The organism is Fundicoccus ignavus (genome assembly GCF_009659375.1).
Lineage (GTDB): Bacteria > Bacillota > Bacilli > Lactobacillales > Aerococcaceae > Fundicoccus > Fundicoccus ignavus.
The window spans coordinates 1-17,794 of record NZ_WJQT01000008.1 but is presented as its reverse complement, the minus strand read 5'-3'; the positions used below and the strand labels follow the sequence as shown (position 1 = coordinate 17,794).

The 17,794-nt window shown below is 37.2% G+C and carries 14 protein-coding genes and 1 pseudogene; 2 read left to right on the top strand and 13 right to left on the bottom strand.

What is annotated here, in order from left to right; genetic code table 11:
- Window positions 1-3 precede the first annotated feature (3 nt).
- The 9 genes and pseudogenes from GF867_RS06855 to GF867_RS06815 form a co-directional block, all read right to left on the bottom strand.
- Window positions 4-1,491 carry a nicotinate phosphoribosyltransferase gene (locus tag GF867_RS06855; protein ID WP_153832365.1) on the bottom strand — a complete coding sequence of 496 codons (1,488 nt, stop codon included), beginning with the start codon at window positions 1,489-1,491 and terminating at the stop codon, window positions 4-6.
- Window positions 1,492-1,784: 293 nt separating this feature from the next.
- Window positions 1,785-2,876 (bottom strand): hypothetical protein, encoded by a 1,092-nt coding sequence (locus tag GF867_RS06850; protein WP_153832364.1) that lies wholly within the window; start codon window positions 2,874-2,876, stop codon window positions 1,785-1,787.
- A gap of 149 nt (window positions 2,877-3,025) precedes the next feature.
- Window positions 3,026-3,928: a hypothetical protein gene (locus GF867_RS06845; protein WP_153832363.1), complete on the bottom strand. Its 903-nt coding sequence runs from the start codon at window positions 3,926-3,928 to the stop codon at window positions 3,026-3,028.
- Between the two features lie 139 nt (window positions 3,929-4,067).
- Window positions 4,068-5,468 (bottom strand): sugar transferase, encoded by a 1,401-nt coding sequence (locus GF867_RS06840; protein WP_153832362.1) that lies wholly within the window; start codon window positions 5,466-5,468, stop codon window positions 4,068-4,070.
- 756 nt (window positions 5,469-6,224) lie between these two features.
- The gene (locus GF867_RS06835; RefSeq protein WP_311454007.1) at window positions 6,225-7,202 is read right to left on the bottom strand and encodes a ribose-phosphate diphosphokinase; all 978 of its coding nucleotides are present in this window, start codon (window positions 7,200-7,202) and stop codon (window positions 6,225-6,227) included.
- A gap of 94 nt (window positions 7,203-7,296) precedes the next feature.
- Window positions 7,297-8,667: a bifunctional UDP-N-acetylglucosamine diphosphorylase/glucosamine-1-phosphate N-acetyltransferase GlmU gene (glmU, locus tag GF867_RS06830; protein ID WP_153832361.1), complete on the bottom strand. Its 1,371-nt coding sequence runs from the start codon at window positions 8,665-8,667 to the stop codon at window positions 7,297-7,299.
- A gap of 100 nt (window positions 8,668-8,767) precedes the next feature.
- A complete protein-coding gene (gene purR, locus GF867_RS06825; protein ID WP_246168140.1) occupies window positions 8,768-9,607 on the bottom strand; it encodes a pur operon repressor in 840 nt (279 codons plus the stop codon).
- Between the two features lie 185 nt (window positions 9,608-9,792).
- Window positions 9,793-10,761 (bottom strand): annotated as a pseudogene (locus GF867_RS06820) (mannitol-1-phosphate 5-dehydrogenase); the annotation flags it as partial.
- Window positions 10,749-11,021, bottom strand: coding sequence for a hypothetical protein (locus GF867_RS06815; protein ID WP_366927789.1), 273 nt, complete (start codon window positions 11,019-11,021; stop codon window positions 10,749-10,751). The gene GF867_RS06815 and the pseudogene GF867_RS06820, both read right to left, overlap by 13 nt.
- Before the next feature lie 196 nt (window positions 11,022-11,217).
- Between GF867_RS06815 and GF867_RS06810 the strand changes: the two genes are divergently transcribed.
- Together GF867_RS06810 and GF867_RS06805 are read left to right on the top strand one after the other, a co-directional pair.
- Entirely contained in the window at window positions 11,218-11,622 is a 405-nt protein-coding gene (locus GF867_RS06810) for a GntR family transcriptional regulator (protein WP_153832360.1), read from the top strand.
- Window positions 11,623-11,646: 24 nt separating this feature from the next.
- Entirely contained in the window at window positions 11,647-12,789 is a 1,143-nt protein-coding gene (locus GF867_RS06805; RefSeq protein WP_153832359.1) for a DUF1648 domain-containing protein, read from the top strand.
- A 286-nt stretch (window positions 12,790-13,075) separates the two neighbouring features.
- Here the strand turns inward: GF867_RS06805 and GF867_RS06800 are convergent, their stop codons facing one another.
- From GF867_RS06800 to GF867_RS06785, 4 genes are all read right to left on the bottom strand, one after another.
- Window positions 13,076-14,749: a muramidase family protein gene (locus GF867_RS06800; protein WP_172973979.1), complete on the bottom strand. Its 1,674-nt coding sequence runs from the start codon at window positions 14,747-14,749 to the stop codon at window positions 13,076-13,078.
- Window positions 14,750-14,957: 208 nt separating this feature from the next.
- A complete protein-coding gene (locus GF867_RS06795; RefSeq protein ID WP_153832357.1) occupies window positions 14,958-15,743 on the bottom strand; it encodes a hypothetical protein in 786 nt (261 codons plus the stop codon).
- Between the two features lie 449 nt (window positions 15,744-16,192).
- Complete coding sequence (locus GF867_RS06790; protein WP_153832356.1) at window positions 16,193-17,011, bottom strand: metal ABC transporter permease; 819 nt, start codon at window positions 17,009-17,011, stop codon at window positions 16,193-16,195.
- Window positions 16,948-17,664 carry a metal ABC transporter ATP-binding protein gene (locus tag GF867_RS06785; protein ID WP_311453963.1) on the bottom strand — a complete coding sequence of 239 codons (717 nt, stop codon included), beginning with the start codon at window positions 17,662-17,664 and terminating at the stop codon, window positions 16,948-16,950. The genes GF867_RS06790 and GF867_RS06785 overlap by 64 nt, the downstream gene beginning before the upstream one ends.
- Window positions 17,665-17,794: the final 130 nt, after the last annotated feature.

The following is a 17,794-nucleotide window of genomic DNA, read 5'->3' as shown; positions in this document are numbered from 1 at the left end:
GAATTATGCTTCTTCCTGTTCTAACTGCTTAGCTTTCTCTTTAACATTCTGACGAATTTCGCTAATACTCTCCATTTTATTATCGTAAAGTTTTTGTGATAAATCGACTGGATATTGTTCCGGGTTAAGAATACGTTTATATTCATCCCATAATTGGGTTACATTCTGTTCCGCATATTCACGAATGTCTAGCAAACTTGGTAATTGATAAACCTGCTCACCATCACGGTAAATATCTTGCAACAAAGGTCTAGCTGTATAATCTTTAACAGTCTTATTGATATAAGTATGTACAGGGTGGAACATGAATAGAGAATCTAATTGATCTGGACGTTCTTCGATTAATGCCACATAGTCACCTTCAGATTTACCATCACGGTTACGCGTAATACGCCATACCTGTTTCACACCTGGCGTTGACATTTTCGAAGCGTTGCTTGATACTTTCATCGTCGGTACCATTTCACCTTCGTCATTTTCAATACTTACTAATTTATAAACACCACCTAAAGATGGTTGATCAAAGGCTGTAATTAATTTAGTCCCTACACCCCAATCATTAATTTTAGCCCCTTGCATGCGCAAGTTTAAAATCGTTAATTCATCCAAATCATTAGAAGCAATGATATGTGCATCTGGGAAGCCAGCTTCATCTAATTGTTTACGTATTTTCTTTGATAAATAAGCCATATCGCCTGAATCAATACGAACGCCAATAAAATTAATTTTATCGCCCATTTCTTTGGCAACTTTAATTGCAGTTGGTACACCTGAACGTAATGTATCATAGGTATCCACTAGGAAGACAACATCTTTATGCGTTTCGGCATAAGCTTTAAATGCTTCATACTCATCTCGATATGCTTGAACTAACGAGTGAGCATGTGTCCCCGAAACTGGAATTCCGAATAACTTACCTGCACGCACATTACTCGTATTATCAAAACCACCAATATAAGCAGCGCGTGTTCCCCAGATAGCTGCCTCCATTTCTTGCGCACGACGTGTACCAAATTCAGATAATTTATCACCTTCACCAATAACATTGCGAATACGAGCTGCTTTAGTCGCAATTAATGTTTGATAATTTAAGATATTTAATAAAGCTGTTTCAATCAATTGACACTCACCTAAAGGACCTTCTACTTGAATCAAAGGCTCATTAGCGAAACACAATTCACCTTCAACCATTGAGCGGATTGAACAAGAAAATTTCATTTCTTTTAAGTAAGTTAAAAATCCTTCAGGATATAAACCTAATTCACGCAAATAGTCAATATCCGATTCAGTAAACGTCAAACGATTGATGTAGTGAATAATACGTTCTAAACCTGCAAAAATCGCAAAACCATTCTCAAATGGATTTGAACGGAAATACGCTTCAAAAACAGCTCGTTTCTTATCTATTCCTTTTTCCCAGTATGTTTTCAACATATTAATCTGATATAAATCCGTATGCATCATCAAGCTATCATCTTCAAATTTATACATTTCCATAAGCCCCTTTTATTAGCCTAATTTAGTTAATCTTGGTAAACATTTGTTTTAAAACTTTTACTTATTGTAACATACAATGCTACGAAATATAATCTGCATGAGCTTTCAGTCACTATGTGTGTCTCAATTAAACGAATAAAATAGTGATTGTCTGAAATGTGACCAACACCTTGAAAACATTAAGCTGAGCGAAGCTAAAAAGCTACTAAATTAACACTAAACTTATAAAACCGCATAAAAAAAAGCCGGCTTAGCGATAGCTAAACCGGCTTATAGAGTGTTACTGATTATTCTGCGTCAGTTTCTTCTGTCTCTTCAACAGTTTCTTCTGTTTCTTCCTCAGCTGGAGCCTCTTCTTCAGTATCTTCTACTGCATCTTCCTCAGTAGCTTCTTCTTCAGTAGCGTCTTCAGTTGTTTCTTCTGTTGCATCTTCAGTTGGAGCTGTAAATGCTGCTTCTGGAACTACAATTTCAAATGTTTCACCGTGGCCACCGAATGTTATTTCGCTTGTAACAATAATCGTTTCTGGCATTCCTGATGCAGCAGCTTCTTCTTCTGTTGTACCCATAAAGTCGTTAGGGTTAATAGTTAAAACAGCTGAGATGCCTGTCGGTTTGTAAGTTGTTTTGTCGTAACTTGCAGAAATAACTGGGTTTGTACCTAATACAGCTTCTAATGTTTCAACGCTATATAAAGAGCGAATCATTTCTTCGTCTTCAGCAGTGAATTCTACACCTTGTTCTGCACCCGTTGCTTTAGCTTGTTCGATTGCATCATTAATTAAAGCTTCCATATCCATTGCTGAATTTAAGTCTGCCCATAATTCATTTGCATCAATATCTTGTTTTAAAGTAAATACATAGTCAGTTTCTGTCTCACTAAAGTCTGAATATTTTTCAGTTAATGCAAACTGCTCTTCAGTTAACTCACCTTGTTGTGCTTGTGCTTCATTAATTGCAGCGTAAACTTGATCAGAGATTTCTTGTTCTTGTGCTGAGTAATCTTCAATTGTCCAATCATCATTTAAACCATCATAAAGGTAAGCAATACCTTCAAGTGCCCAAGCTGATAAAGTGTATGTTTCTGATCCTAAGAATGGAGAGACAACTTCACCTTGGAATTCCATTGAAAAACGTGGATCAATATTAAAAGACATGTCAAAATTGAATTGACCAATATCTGCAGTTTGTTCACCTGATTGGAATGCTACCGATACAAATCCATTCGCATTCATAGATTCCAACTGGTTTTGACCTGCTGCATTAATTTGTGTTAAAACATCACGTGCAGTTGATTGTGCTGAAACAGTTGGCAAAACGTTGATTGCCATTAGTAAAGCTACTAATAAGCTACCTAGAAGTTTAAATCCTTTTTTCATTAAAATCACCTTTTCTTTCTTTGTTATGTGTTAAGTATAGCACATACATTTTATCCATTACCAATCAAATGCCTTACGAATGTATTACAATATTGCGAATAAGAAACTCAGAAAAGAGGGAGGATTACCACCTAATTCTACAACATTATTCAATAATCTACCGTACTTTCGAGGGCTTCGGAAGGAACAATTACATCAAACGTTTGTCCAAAATCAGAAAAGTTTAGCTCTAATCTTACATTGACTGTCCCAAAATCTGAAGATTCTGCTCCATATGCTTCAGGATCGACACTTACATCCAACAAGAAATAAGTCGGGCGATAATTCTCTTTTTCAAAACGTAGTTCTAGTACTGGATTTGATGTAATAAAGGTCGCAAATGCTTCGTAATCTGCCAAGTCTTCATAATCTTCGATACCATCTAATTCCCCATAACTATCCAGTTGATCAACGTTTTCCTGGAGACTTTCTATATCCACAAGTTCTTGTAAATCATCCCACATCGCTTGTGGATCAATATCAGTTTTTAAACGAAACGCATAATATTCAGTCGTCTCATCTAAATTCATATAGGTGTCGATAAATTGAATTTGTTCAGTTGTAATTGAATGAAGGTCAGCGTCAAATTGATCAGCAGTCTTTTGAAGTTCTTTTCTTATTTCAGCTTCTGTCTTTTGATTATTCTGAACGTACCATTCTTGACCATCAGTTGAATAGGATACACCGTCTAAATAATATAGCGAAAAGGCTGGTAGATTTGAAGCAAACGGCGACAAAATATTTAAGTGGCCTTCCATTTGTAAGGCTTCTGTGAAATCATAACGGAAATCCCCCTTAATTTGAGCTAAGTCCGCTGATTGTGTAGCAGTTGACATCGCAATATCAAGTTTACCTTCCAAGGCCATTGCTGACCAATCTAACGTAGGTATTCTTTCTTGCATTGCTTCAATAACAGATTCTGTAGTAACAGCTTGTACACGATTGACACTTCCAAACAACACACTAATAAACAATACAGATAGCATCAGTAGCTTGCGTCTAATTTTTTTCACATAATCCCTCCTCACTTCATCTAAATTATAGCATGCTGGCATATAATTAACCTAATATAAAATAAGTCACAAAAGACCCCCGGCCCATTCCTTGTGAAAGGAACAGAACCGGGAGTCCTATTTTGATAATATTGGGTGTTTAACGAATGATTTTTACTTTTTCTTCGTAATCACTCCAGCTTGGTAGTGCCATATTATCAGCATCGACACCGCGTGAGCTTACTTTATCAAATAAAATTTTTACTGTTTGGAATAGTAATTTAAAATCAAAGGCTAAAGAGTAATTTTTAATATACAATAAATCAAAATTCAACTTGCTGTTAAAGTCTGTACTGTACTTACCATAAACTTGCGCATAACCTGTAATTCCGGCGCGCACATGATGTCTAAGTGAATAATAAGGGTTTTCAGCTTTAAATTGGTTCACAAAGAAAGGTCGTTCTGGACGAGGTCCAACTAAAGACATATCGCCTTTTAACACATTAATCAACTGAGGTAATTCATCAATACGTGTGCTACGAATGACTTTACCTACTTTAGTTACACGACTATCATTTGAGGTTGCTAGTACTGGACCTGATTCGGCCTCAGCGGTTGAAGACATTGATCTAAATTTCAGAATATTGAACGAACGATGATTCATCGTTACACGTTCTTGCTTATAAAAAATCGGTCCGGGTGAATCTAATTTTACGACAATTGCTGTAATCAATAAGACAGGCGACGTTATCACTAACAAAATTAATGAAACGAATACATCAAATAAGCGTTTGATCATTTCTTCTTCACCAGAAATTTTAAATGGTGATACTTCAATAATACTTTCATCTTCAAAGTTCATGATATTTGGGTTTACCATCATTAAGTTTTGGAATTCAGTACTGATAAATAACTTCTTATTCTGACGCATCAAGAAATCATATATCTTAATTCTTTCCGTTTCCTCAATATAGCCTGTTAAATATACAATATCCACTTTATCCGCTAATTCACGCACATGATAATAGTAATTAGATAAGACTACGTGCGTCACTTCATGACGACGATTTTGCATCAGATCAAAGTTACGTACTGCTTCTAGCGCTCGTTCTTGATTCCCCACTACTAGTACATGCTTTTTACCACGTATACGATGATACAATAAGTACACTATCGAATTATAAATATAGATACCAGCCGTTCCCACAAAGAAATTAACCAAAATAACAGAGCGTGGGAAAGTTAACCAACTACCTGCATAAGTCAATGCCATCATGAAAACACTCAGCATAAATTGACTTAACATTGTAAAATAAAATAAGTCTAAGAGCGACTTATTATAGAAGACATATGTTTCAAACAACATATTGATAAAAATAAAACCAACTAATATCCAAAGGTAACTTACCTCAAAAGCTCTAAAGTTACGAGCAGGAATATCTCCCCAAAATTTCAAAAAGAAAGATATGTAGATACAAAACAGTGATACGACTGCTCCAACTCCTGTCACACCTAATACCAGAAATTTATTCCAGTCATAACGGTTTCGGAATTTATTCATTTTAAATACCTCCAATCGAGTACACGATTACATTTCATCTTTAAACAGCTCACCATCACATAATAGGTCCAGCTGCTTTTAATTATTTTTCTGTTCTTAAGGATTTAATGCTTCATCAAAATTAAATAACCTTGCCTCGTCATTATCTCGCCATAAGTAAATCAATTTTTACAACAGTTATTATCATAGCATGACTTTGGCAGAAAACAATCTTTTTCATCCACACTATTATATTGTTTTTTCGCACAACTTGCTACTTTTGAGCATTTGAATAAGATAATCTTATTATTTTATTTAGGTATAGAAACCCTCATTATCATTGAAAGCAAGGCACAAAAAATAATTTTCAATAAATATTTAACTACAAAATACTTACCGAAGTTCTTTAAAATTAAACGATGAAACCTCGGACGAGTCGAGGACTTTAAATTCCGGTTAGCAGTTTTAACTTGATCATATAACTTTACTTTTGTTGGAATATTTAACGCAGCTCAGCGAATTGTTTTCCAAAACGGTACAAAGGGCAATCGGCGCAGCTTGGTGTGACTTTGAGCACAGCGAAGTAGTCACACCCTAGCCGATTGAGCTGAAAAAGCACGAACTTCAGTGAGGCTTTGAAAGCGACCACCGCCTTGGAAACCAGTAAGCTGAGCGAAGACAAACCTTGGTAAACCAACCCTAAACCCATAATCCCTTATAAACTAAAAAACCATGCGTTCATTTTTTCAATGAACACATGGTTTTACTATTTAATGATTAGTCGATGATTTTGAATTTTTCAATAAATAATGGACTAACCGAACGGTTTTCGTGGATACGTTTAATTGCTTCACCAATTAATTGAGAAACAGATACAATTTCCATGTTCGGTAATTGACGATCTTCAGGTAATAAAATTGAATCTGTTACAATCACTTTTTCAATTTCAGAATCACGTAAACGATCAATTGCTGGTCCTGATAAAACAGGATGCGTACAACAAGCGTAAACTGCTTTAGCCCCTTTTTCTTTTAAAGCACTTGCTGCAAGCGTAATTGTTCCCGCTGTATCAATCATATCGTCGATTAATACACACGTTTTACCCGATACTTCACCAACGATGTTCATTACTTCTGCAACGTTCGCACGTGGACGACGCTTATCAATAATCGCAATTGGTGATTTTAAGAACTCTGCTAATTTACGCGCACGAGTTACCCCACCGTGGTCTGGCGAAACAACTACGACATCATCGCCGTGTAGTTGGTTATCCAAGAAGTAGTTAGCTAATAATGGCGCTCCCATTAAATGATCAACAGGAATATCAAAGAATCCTTGAATTTGAACAGCATGTAGATCAAGTGTAACCATACGAGTTGCACCTGCCATTTGTAACATATTTGCTACTAATTTTGCAGTGATCGGTTCACGCGATTGAGCTTTGCGATCTTGGCGCGCATAGCCATAATATGGCATTACAACGTTAATTGTTTTGGCACTTGCACGTCTCAACGCATCAATCGTAATCAATAACTCCATCAAGTTGTCACTTACTGGATATGACGTAGATTGAATAATATAAACATGATCACCACGAATACTTTCTTCGATATTTACTTTGATTTCTCCATCTGAGAAGTGTGAAATCTCAATTTTTCCTAATTCTAGTCCAATCGCCTCTGCAATTTTTTCTGCCAATGGCTCGTTTGAGCGTAAAGAAAAAATCTTTAATTTCGGATCATTATAATGTTTGATGGCCACTTTTTTCCCTCCATTTAATTATGTCTGAGTCTTGTCTTCTGCTAACTCAATTATAACGCTAACTAAGGTTAAAACCTATCCTTATCGACTATTTTTTCGATAATTTTTCCCAATAGTTTGGAACATTCTTCTGTTCAGAACGTGAAATAGCTAATGCTTCTTCTGGAATATCATTAATAATTGTTGAACCTGCTGCAATAAATGCTTTATCGCCAATGTTTACTGGCGCAACAATATTCGCATTACTTCCGATAAATGCTTGATCTCCGATTACTGAACGTGCTTTGCTCTTGCCATTATAGTTAACAAAAATCGTGCCGCAACCTACATTAATATCTTTACCTAAATCCGCATCGCCAATATAAGCTAAGTGTCCTGCCTTAGTTTCATCACCGATATTGCTATTTTTCACTTCTACAAAATTTCCGATATGTACATGTTGACCCAGCACACTGTTTGGTCGTAAATGAGCGAATGGGCCGATATCTGACAATTCACCTACGCTTGAATGTTCAATGACTGATTGAGTAATCTTCACATTATCCGCAATTTGGCTGTCAATAATTTCTGAATTCATGCCAATGAAACAATTTGAACCAATTGTAGTTTGTCCTTTTAATTGAACACCAGCCTCAAGCACTGTATCATTACCAATCACCACATCAGGTTCAATATAAGTCGAATCTGCATTCCCAAACGTTACACCGTTTCGCATGTGCATTAAGTTGATACGACGCATCATTGTTCGTTGTGCTTGGCTTAAGGCAACACGATCATTTACACCGATTGCTTCATCCATGTCATCCATAATATGTGCTGACACACTATCACCGTCAGCTTTAATTAACTCAATCACATCGGGTAAGTAATATTCACCTTGTGCATTGTCATTTTTAACACTAGCTAAAGCTACAAACAAAGCTTGATTATCAAATACATACGTTCCGGTATTGATTTCTTTAATTTCTAGTTCTGCTTCGCTTGCGTCTTTTTGTTCAACAATTTTAGAAACTTCACCATTAGCTGAACGAACAATACGACCATAACCAGTCGAATCTTCCGCTACCGCGGTTAAGATAGTTGCTTTCGCTCCAGTTGTTTCATGCGTTTCAAACAATTGCTGTAACGTTTCTCCAGTTAAAAGAGGTGTGTCCCCACAAATAACTAGTGTTGTTCCTTCTTGAGATGCTAGTAAATCTTTAGCTTGTAATACCGCATGTCCTGTTCCTAATTGCTCTGCTTGTAAAGCATATTCAGATGAATCACCTAAAACCTCTTGAACCTTTTCGGCTCCATGACCCACTATTGTTACAATTTGTTCGACACCACTCTGTTTAACAGAGCGAATGACATGTTCTACCATCGGTAAACCACACACAGGATGTAACACTTTATAAAGACTAGACTTCATGCGTGTTCCTTTACCTGCGGCTAAAACGATCGCCATCCGATTACTCATTTCTACACTCCTCATTCTAATTTAAAATATAATTTATCCAATTATTTTTTTACCATTATATATTATAACGATTTGAACCCCTTAGGTCTATTAAATATTTCTATTCAAAAAAATTCCCTGGAAGCATCTGAAGCTCAAAATGCCCTGCTTCCTTATTGTAAACAATTTCAATTTTCAGAAAAGAAACATAATTTTCGATGGGCACACGTTCCTTATGTGTATTCTCAGCAAACACACATACTCCTGCTGGTTCACACTCAAACTCTTCCAATAAAGAAATTAAGCCATTGATTGTTCCACCATTACGTAGAAAATCGTCAATTATTAACACTTTACTACCGGTAGGTAAACTACTCTTCGTTAACTCCATCTTTTTAACCGTCTGATGTGAGCCTGAAATATAATTAACTGAAATCGTTGAACCTTCTGTATCTGTAGAATCACGACGTACAATCACGTGTGGCACGTTTAAATAACGGGCTACTGCTACCGTCAGGCCAATCCCTTTGGTTTCGATTGTCATTACCGCATCAATATCCGCTTCTTGATAATGTTCCGCAATATGACGTGCAATTAAATTCAAGGTATCCGCTTCTTGAAGAATATCCGCTAAATAAATATAATTACCTGGCATAATACGTTTACCTGTTTTTAACTTATCCTCAATACCAGTTAATAACTTCTGTGTCTCAGCTGGCGATACTTGTGGATAGAAGATAACCCCACCTGCAACACCCGCAACAGTCGAAATTTGACCGATTTTATTGTATGCAAATACCTCACGAATAAAATCAATATCCTCACTAATTGAAGATTTAGCACAGTCAAAATACTGTACGAAATAAGACAGACTGATTAATTGATTAGGACGATCCGTTAAGTAATTACTAATATATAACATTCGGTGATTCCGTTTGATTTTCATTGGACTTTCACTCATATTATGACTCCTCATTGTTTAATAAATATATTATACCAAAATAATTAACGTTAAGATATATTTTTATGAACATTGTTCGTGTTGGTAAGTCATATTTTGGAAGAGTTTTGTTTATTTCTATCAAGCGAGTGCATGACTAAAAGCTGTTCCACTCATATCTTGAGCAGAACAGCTAAGTCTTCTTATTAGGCTAAAGCATCCACAGCTGCCTTGATTTCATTGATTAACTGTGCATTCTCTAAGCCAGTTACCTGTTTAATAACCGCTTCTAAAGGCTTCTCCGCTAATAGAGTTTGTAATTCAACGCTTTGTTCATCTTGTTGATCATCATATTTGAAAATACGGGCAATTGTTTGAAGTAAGGCTTGGTAACTTAAACCGCGTTCACTCGCCTCACGTAAAGGACGGATAAAACGTTCATCATAACCTAGCTTGCGAATTGGTGTTCTCGCAACTCGGGAATTCAAGTCAGATAGATTAGGATTCTCAAAGCGTCCAACAATTTTATTAATATAGGCTTGATGGGTTTCGTGATCAAACTGCCACTTCGCTTCAAGTAAGGCGCCTGTTTCGTTGAGAACTGCCTTTAATTGTGCCAAAACTTCTGGGTCTTTTAACGATTCATCAATTGTCTCGTAACCTTGATAGCTACCGTTATAAGCAACTGTTGCGTGTCCAGTGTTGACAGAGAATAATTTACGTTCGATGTAAGGTTCTAAATCTTCAACATAGGTGACACCTTCCAAATGAAGCTGCTTAGCTTTCGACATATTGGCATCAATGACCCACTCGCTGAATGGTTCAACCGAAACAAATAGCGGATCTTCATGAGACTGAATTGGTACAATTCGGTCTACAGCCGCATTCGGGAAACCGACATAAGCCTCGACATAAGTTAAATCCTCGTCTGACAAGTAAGTGAATACTTTTTCTTTTAAGAAATCCGAACCACCAATCATATTCTCACATGCAATAACATCAATCGGCTGTTGAATATCAGCAGCACGTCGAGCTTGGATACCTTTTGCAATCAACTCCGCAATAAAAGGCAAGACGTTCGGCCCGATTGCAGTCGTCACTAGGTCCGCTTCTGCAATCGCTGCGACTACCGCTTCAGGTTCCTGTTGATTATTCAAACCCGTCACGTTGGTAACACACCTAGACCTGGTCCAGGGTTCGCTTCTAATAAGTATAGAATTGATTTTCCAGCTTCAGCTACTTGTTGTGTTCCCAATGGTGTTAAGATACCATGGTTAATCGCATTATTTAAGAATAAAATTTTAGCTGGTTCAATAAAGAGCGCTGTAATAATCCCCCAAGCGATAAATGCACCGATATTTGGCATAACCATTCCACTCAAATGACTACCGAGCTTTTGGACACTTGCCTTTAAGCCCTTATTGTTTTGCGCCATAATATTTCCTCCTTTGATTTACTTTCAAATTTATTGTACGTCTATTTGGATGCGGTTTCAATTTCTTTCACCTATAGTTTTGGCACAAACTTTAGTGACAGGCTCCATTTCTACTATATACCGTCTCAAACATTATAGACTGAATATGCATTTTGTGTTATAGTTGTTATAGAACAAGTGAAAAGGAGGGGCTACAATGATTTTTGAAATCGAAACCGATACTACTATTCCGATCTATACTCAACTAACTCAACAAATTAAACAAGCGATTTTAAATGGTCAGGCAAACATTGGCGAAACATTGCCAAGCGTAAGAAGTTTAGCCAGTGATCTTGGGGTTAACATGCATACCGTCAATAAAGCCTACAACATTCTTGTCGATGAAGGGATTCTGCGCAAGAGTCAGCAAGGCTATAGTATTCAGTTTAACGAAACACTGCGAGAAGCTCCAAATTTTAGAACAGAGGTCCAAGAACAATTTAAGTCGGTCTTAATTGATGGTCTTATTCATGGAATTACATTCACACAATTCCAAGAGTGGTCCCAAGAAATCGCTGAAGAATTGAATCTTTCTGAAAATGAATCATTCAATTCAAACTAAACTTATTTACAAGGAGGAAACTATATGTGGATTTTTAATACGATTATGATTCTTACAGTCGTTGCTACAGGCTTTATAGTAGGGATCACACCTTTAATTAGCCGACAAGCAACACCTTTCGGTATTAGCTTACCCAGTCAATATGTAAAAGACCCCACTGTCCATAAATATGTTAAGCAATATGCCATTTGGATTATAAGCATAAGTGCTCTATTAATTTTTCCTATGTTAGGCTTGCCATTGCTCTTTACTTTTGAACAACAATTGGAATTAATCTTAAGTATTTATGTAACAGTTGCGATTACATTGCAACTTATTCTTAGTTTTGTGCTTTACTTAAAATACCGCAAGGCCCTTCAACAATGGAAACAAAGTCTACCTACTGAAGCATTTAATCAACATAATAGAATCATCATTGACACACACTATCATGACAAATTAACAGCAATTCCTTTTACAACTTTTTTCTTAGCCCAGTTTGTCATTTGGCTAGTGACTATTTTGCTTGCGGTACTTAATTATGATCGCATACATGAATTGATTCCATTAAATTGGAACTTAAATTTCGAAGTCTCTCGAACAGTCGAAAAGAGTTGGAAAATCGTTCTAGCTCTTCCAGGTATTCAATTATTACTTATTCCCATCATGCAGTTCGGTTATTACAGTTTTATCAAATCGCGTCAAAAGCTTTCGCCAGTCGCTCCTTTGATTTCAAGCGAAAAAAGTCGTTTATTTCGTGAAGCTTGGGCTCGCTTCATCTTTATTCTGGCTGTTTTAACGCAATTACTTTTATCAAGTCTTTACCTTTACTCACTGTTCATTCAAGATAGCCACTTCGGCTGGCTAATGACACTCACAATTATTTATCTGCTTTATAGCTTGGGTGGTAGCATTTACCTATCTTTACGTTATGGTCAAGCTGGAGAAAAATTATCTTTACCTGGTGACTCTGATGAAGATTTAGCTGTTTATCAAGATGCAGAAGAAGATGCCAAATGGATTGCAGGAATTTTCTATTATAATCCGGATGATGCTGCGATTTTTGTTGAAAAACGTTTTGGTATTGGCTCGACATTAAACATGGCTCGTTGGCAAGCTTGGGTAACCGTACTTGGTTTAATAGCATTCCTCGTCATCACAATTATTTGGTCTATCATGCTCGGTTAATCATTTACGAAATTTCAGTTAACTTGATTTTTATAACTACAGTAAGAAAATCACGCACAGCTTACTCAAAGTGGTAAAAACAGTCAGAGCCTAGCCGATTGAGCTGGATAAGCCCTCACAATCGTGAGGCTTTGAAAGCGACCACCGCCTTAGAAAACAATTAGCTGAGCGAAGCATAAATCACGATAAATCAACATAAAACTTACACTCCCTTATAAAATAACAAAACCCATGACTTAGTATTTTACACCAGGTAGAATACTATTCATGGGTTTCTTTGTCCTATCTATTTGACAATCAGTTGTTGATTGACATAGATAACATTTGAAGTTAAACCATTCCAGTTTTTAAGTTGTTCGATTGTCACACCAAACTGCACGGCAATTTTCCATAAGGAGTCGCCAGATTTGACAGTATAAGTAACATTCGGTTGGTTAACATTCAATACTTGGCCAATTGCTAAAAAGTTTGAGGTTAAGTTATTCCAAGACATCAATTGACTCACTGTCACACCGTAATGACGACTAATTGACCACAACGTATCACCAGCTTTAACTGTATAACGCGTAGTAACTGGTGGTTGCGCCTCAACTTCTCCAGATACGATTAATATCTGACCAATCGCAAGTAAATTTGACGTCAAGTTATTCCATTGTTTCAAATGTGAAACGGTCACTCCATAGCGATTCGCGATTGACCATAAAGTGTCTCCAGATTTCACAATATACTTAGTTTGATTATCAACCGGTGGTGTTGTCGTAGGTGTGCCGATTGACAAACGTTGGCCAATTGACAAGAAATTGCTAGTCAGTTGGTTCCATTGTTTAATTTGGTTGACAGATACACCATACTGCTGACCAATTGCCCATAGGGTATCGCCTGCTTGAACAACATGTATTGTATTCTCACTTGTTGGTGGTGGAGTGGTATCTTTAGCTACTAATGTCAATTGTTTACCAATTTGTAAGATATCACTGGTTAACTGATTCCAAGTACGTAACTGCTGAACGGTTACACCAAAACGTTGGCTAATTGCCCATAGGGTATCGCCTGCTTTAACAGTATAAGTCGTTACAGAACCTGGTTCTTCAACAGGATCAGTAGGTCCAGGTAAAGGTGGAATCATTTTTAGTTCTTGACCAATTCTCAATAAATCTGTTGTCAAATGGTTCCATAGTCTTAAATTATTCAAGCTGACATCAAATCGATTGGCAATTCCCCAAAGTGTGTCGCCTGCTTTGACAATGTAAGTCACGACATCTCCACTATGATCATCTGGATCTTCTGGATAAGTCGGATCCGTGATGTCTGGAATTACTTTCAAGACTTGACCAATTTGTAATGTGTCACTTGTCAAATGGTTCCAAAGACGTAAATCATTCATTGTCACACCAAATCTTTGGCTAATTGACCAGAGATTATCGCCTGCTTTTACAACATAGCTGACAACGTCCCCACTATGATCATCATCTTCGCTTGGTGTTTCAACCGGCGTTGTAGTACCTGGGATTACTTTTAAAACTTGACCAATTTGAAGCGTATCCGTTGTTAAATGGTTCCAAAGACGCAATTCGTTAACGGTCACTCCATAGTTGCGTGCAATTAATGTTAAATACTCTCCAGCAACAACGGTATGATTAATAACCGTTCCTGTGCTGTAGTCTTCTTCCTCAACACTTAATGTTTCAATAACTAGATCGGTTTCTACTGGTGCTACTTCTGGCGTCTCCACGGTTTCAACAATCGTTTCTTCTGTTACTTCCGTTACTTCCGCTTCTGTTACTTCAGAAGGAGGAAGTGACTCAGGAGTTGTAATAATACTTTCTGAGGTTTGGTTGGTTTCAGTGTCTGCTTGGGCTTGAATCGTTATGAGTTCACTCGACATTGATAATACAACTACGCTTGCAAATAAGGTCAACGGAAACGCTAGACCTCTTTGTCTTTCCATCCGCTTTCTCACTTCTTACACCTCTTTCTATATTACAATTAGATTACACTGTCTTTACTATAAGTTTACACCCAAAAAGGTTGACAATCAAGGGAAGCGGATACATTTATTGATTTTACGCGGAAAACTCATGGAAAATTCACACATTAGGCGAGGTGATTTGGGTTAATATTTTGGAAAAAGGAACCTCCTTTTTATTAGATGATTCCTTAAATAAAGTTTATTGTTCAGTTGGTTCTGAGATAGAGCCTACCATCTTAATAGCCTGCATTGGATCAGAGTGGCTAACTTGATAGACTGTGCGTCCGGCTTGCCAAATAATTATTTGTGATTGGTAGGTCGTTTCTGTTTCATTAGTCGAGCCGTTTAGAGTAATCTGTCCAACTGATTGAGGTGCTGGCAGGAACACTTCCTCCAAATAAGTCACGACGGCTTGAGCAAGTTGAGTGGGGTCATCGTCCGATTGGTTTAACATTTTGACAACTAGACTCCAATTCCCTTCTTGCCAATTTAAGTAGGTTGAACCTGCTGCTCCTTGTAAATACCCTGTTATCCCAAATCCTAAATCGACGGCTTCACCTTGAAGGTCTAGCACTTGGTTGACAGCTTCTGTAGCTTCTTCTTCACTGTCAAAGGTTTGTTTATTAAAACTAGCGATTGGCGTCAAATCATTCAGTTGTTTGTCATCAATCGCGATTGGTTCGTCTTCTGCAAAATAAAGAATATTATAGTTGGCCTGATCATGCGTACCTGTCGTTGCGGCGGTAATATAATGAGGCATTGAGTCCATCAGCATAAATGTCGGTAAGTCATCGTCTGGAAAAGCTGTTGCGAGTGTCTGAATAATGTCTTCTGCATGCGCTTTCGGCGTGATTGTTGCAGCTTGAACTGTTGCGATTGAAATTGGGAAATTTTCTCGTGACGTGTGATTACTGGGAACAATTATTTGAGCACCGGTTAATAGACTGAGTATACCGATGACTGTTACTTTACGAATGAAATCCATATTCTTCGCCTCCTAATTAAACTTTACCGCTCATCTCTCGAGTTATCAAACCATATGATTTTGATGGCAATTTTATATAAAAAATACGAGGTCCATTGGTATAGTGAAGACTAGCCGATTTAGCTGGAAAAGTAAGTGTGTCAGTGTGGGGTGGTAGTGACCTCTGTCTTGGAAAGCTGACATGGTCCGTGAAGCGAAGATTATTTTACAGGCAGTGTTTTTATTTCAATGTTTAAACTCATACTCTGAGTTTAAACATTGAAATAGAATTGCCCAGTTATGTAAGAATGCCTCGTCTCTATTCTCTGATAATTCAATGTAAAGCATATAAAGTAGCTAATGTGAAGCTTTGAAAGAAGCTACCACCCTAGCGAACTTACATGGCGAGCACACGCAAATAAAAAAAACTAGCCTCCATTAAGAAGACTAGCTTTAATTCAGCTGATTATTTATTGACGATCAAGACGGTTTTTAACGGCAGTAAAGATTGAGACTATCACAAAAATTATCACAAAACCGATTGTAATCGACGCACCTGGTGGTGTGTCAAATTGGTAAGAGGCTGTCAAACCGCCAAATATTCCAATCACATTAATCAGAATACCTAAAAAAATTGTTTGCGTAAAACTACGCGATACTTTAATCGCAGTTGCGGATGGAATGACAATCAAAGCCGATACAAGTAAAGCACCGACAATTGGCATCATAATACTTATCGTAATTCCCGTCACAATTGAAAACACAATTGAAATAAAACGCACAGGTAAACCCGCAGTTTTTGCGGCTGCTTCATCGAAGCTCATAACGTATAATGGCTTTCTAAAGATAGCGTATAAAATAACAAGTGCCGCTGCTAGTATCAGTAAAAGTTTTACTTCTTCTGGTGAAATCAGAATAATTGACCCAAATAAATATTGGTCTATTTGGAAAGTACCGCTATTGGTATTCAAACTCATTAAGATTAACGCAACTGCCATTCCGGTAGCCATCATAATCGCAACCGAAACATCAGAGAAGTCACGGTATACTTGGCGTAAATATTCGATAAGGATTGCCCCAATAATGACCACAATTAAAGTGGTGTAAGTTGGCATAATCCCTAGAAAGGTCCCGAGCGCTACACCGGCCAACGAGATGTGCGACAAAGTATCCGCCATTAAAGATTGTCTTTTTAAGATTAAGAACAATCCTAAAATGGGAGTAATTAATGAAATGGCTGCGCCGGCGATGAATGCGCGTTGGATGAAGTCATACTGAAACATCTCCATGGTGAACCCTCCTCTCGCACTAAACGAATTTCGCGGCTATAATAGCCTTCAATCTCAGCGTCTGCATGTGTGACCATCAAAATAGTTTTATTATGATAATCAATATTATGCTTTAATAATTCATAGAATGAACGACGAGATTCGATATCCATTCCCGTAGTTGGTTCATCTAAAACAAAGAAATCTGGATCAGTCGCAAAGATACGCGCCAGACTGATTCGTTGTTTTTGTCCACCAGATAATTCTCCAATCTTTTTATGACGTAACTTATCCATCCCAACAGATTTTAATGCTCGATCAACATGTTCATAATCAGTATCGTCTAAGCGTTTAAACCAACGCCCTTTAGCATAACGACCTGATTCTACAAATTCTTGAACCGTACTTGGAAAACCCGCGTTAAATGAACTGACATTCTGCGCAACGTAACCAATTGATAATTTCTCGCCATTATGATTTTTCTTAGCTAAATCAATTGTGCCAGTTGCTGGTTTAAGTAAACCAATAATATTTTTAATGAGTGTTGATTTTGCAGCACCGTTTTCACCTGTTAAAATGATAAACTCGCCGGGTTCAACGGTAAAACTAATATCGTTCAATACTTTTTCGTTATCATAATAATAAGAAAGATTGTTTACTTCTAATATTGACACTCTACTCATCCTTGTATATTATATTTAGGGTTTTAACCTTCCGGTTTTTACTGGATAACCCTATGAACCTCTTTTCGATTACCTCATCTCCTAAGATATGAGATAATTAGTTTATTGGATTGAGAGGCTA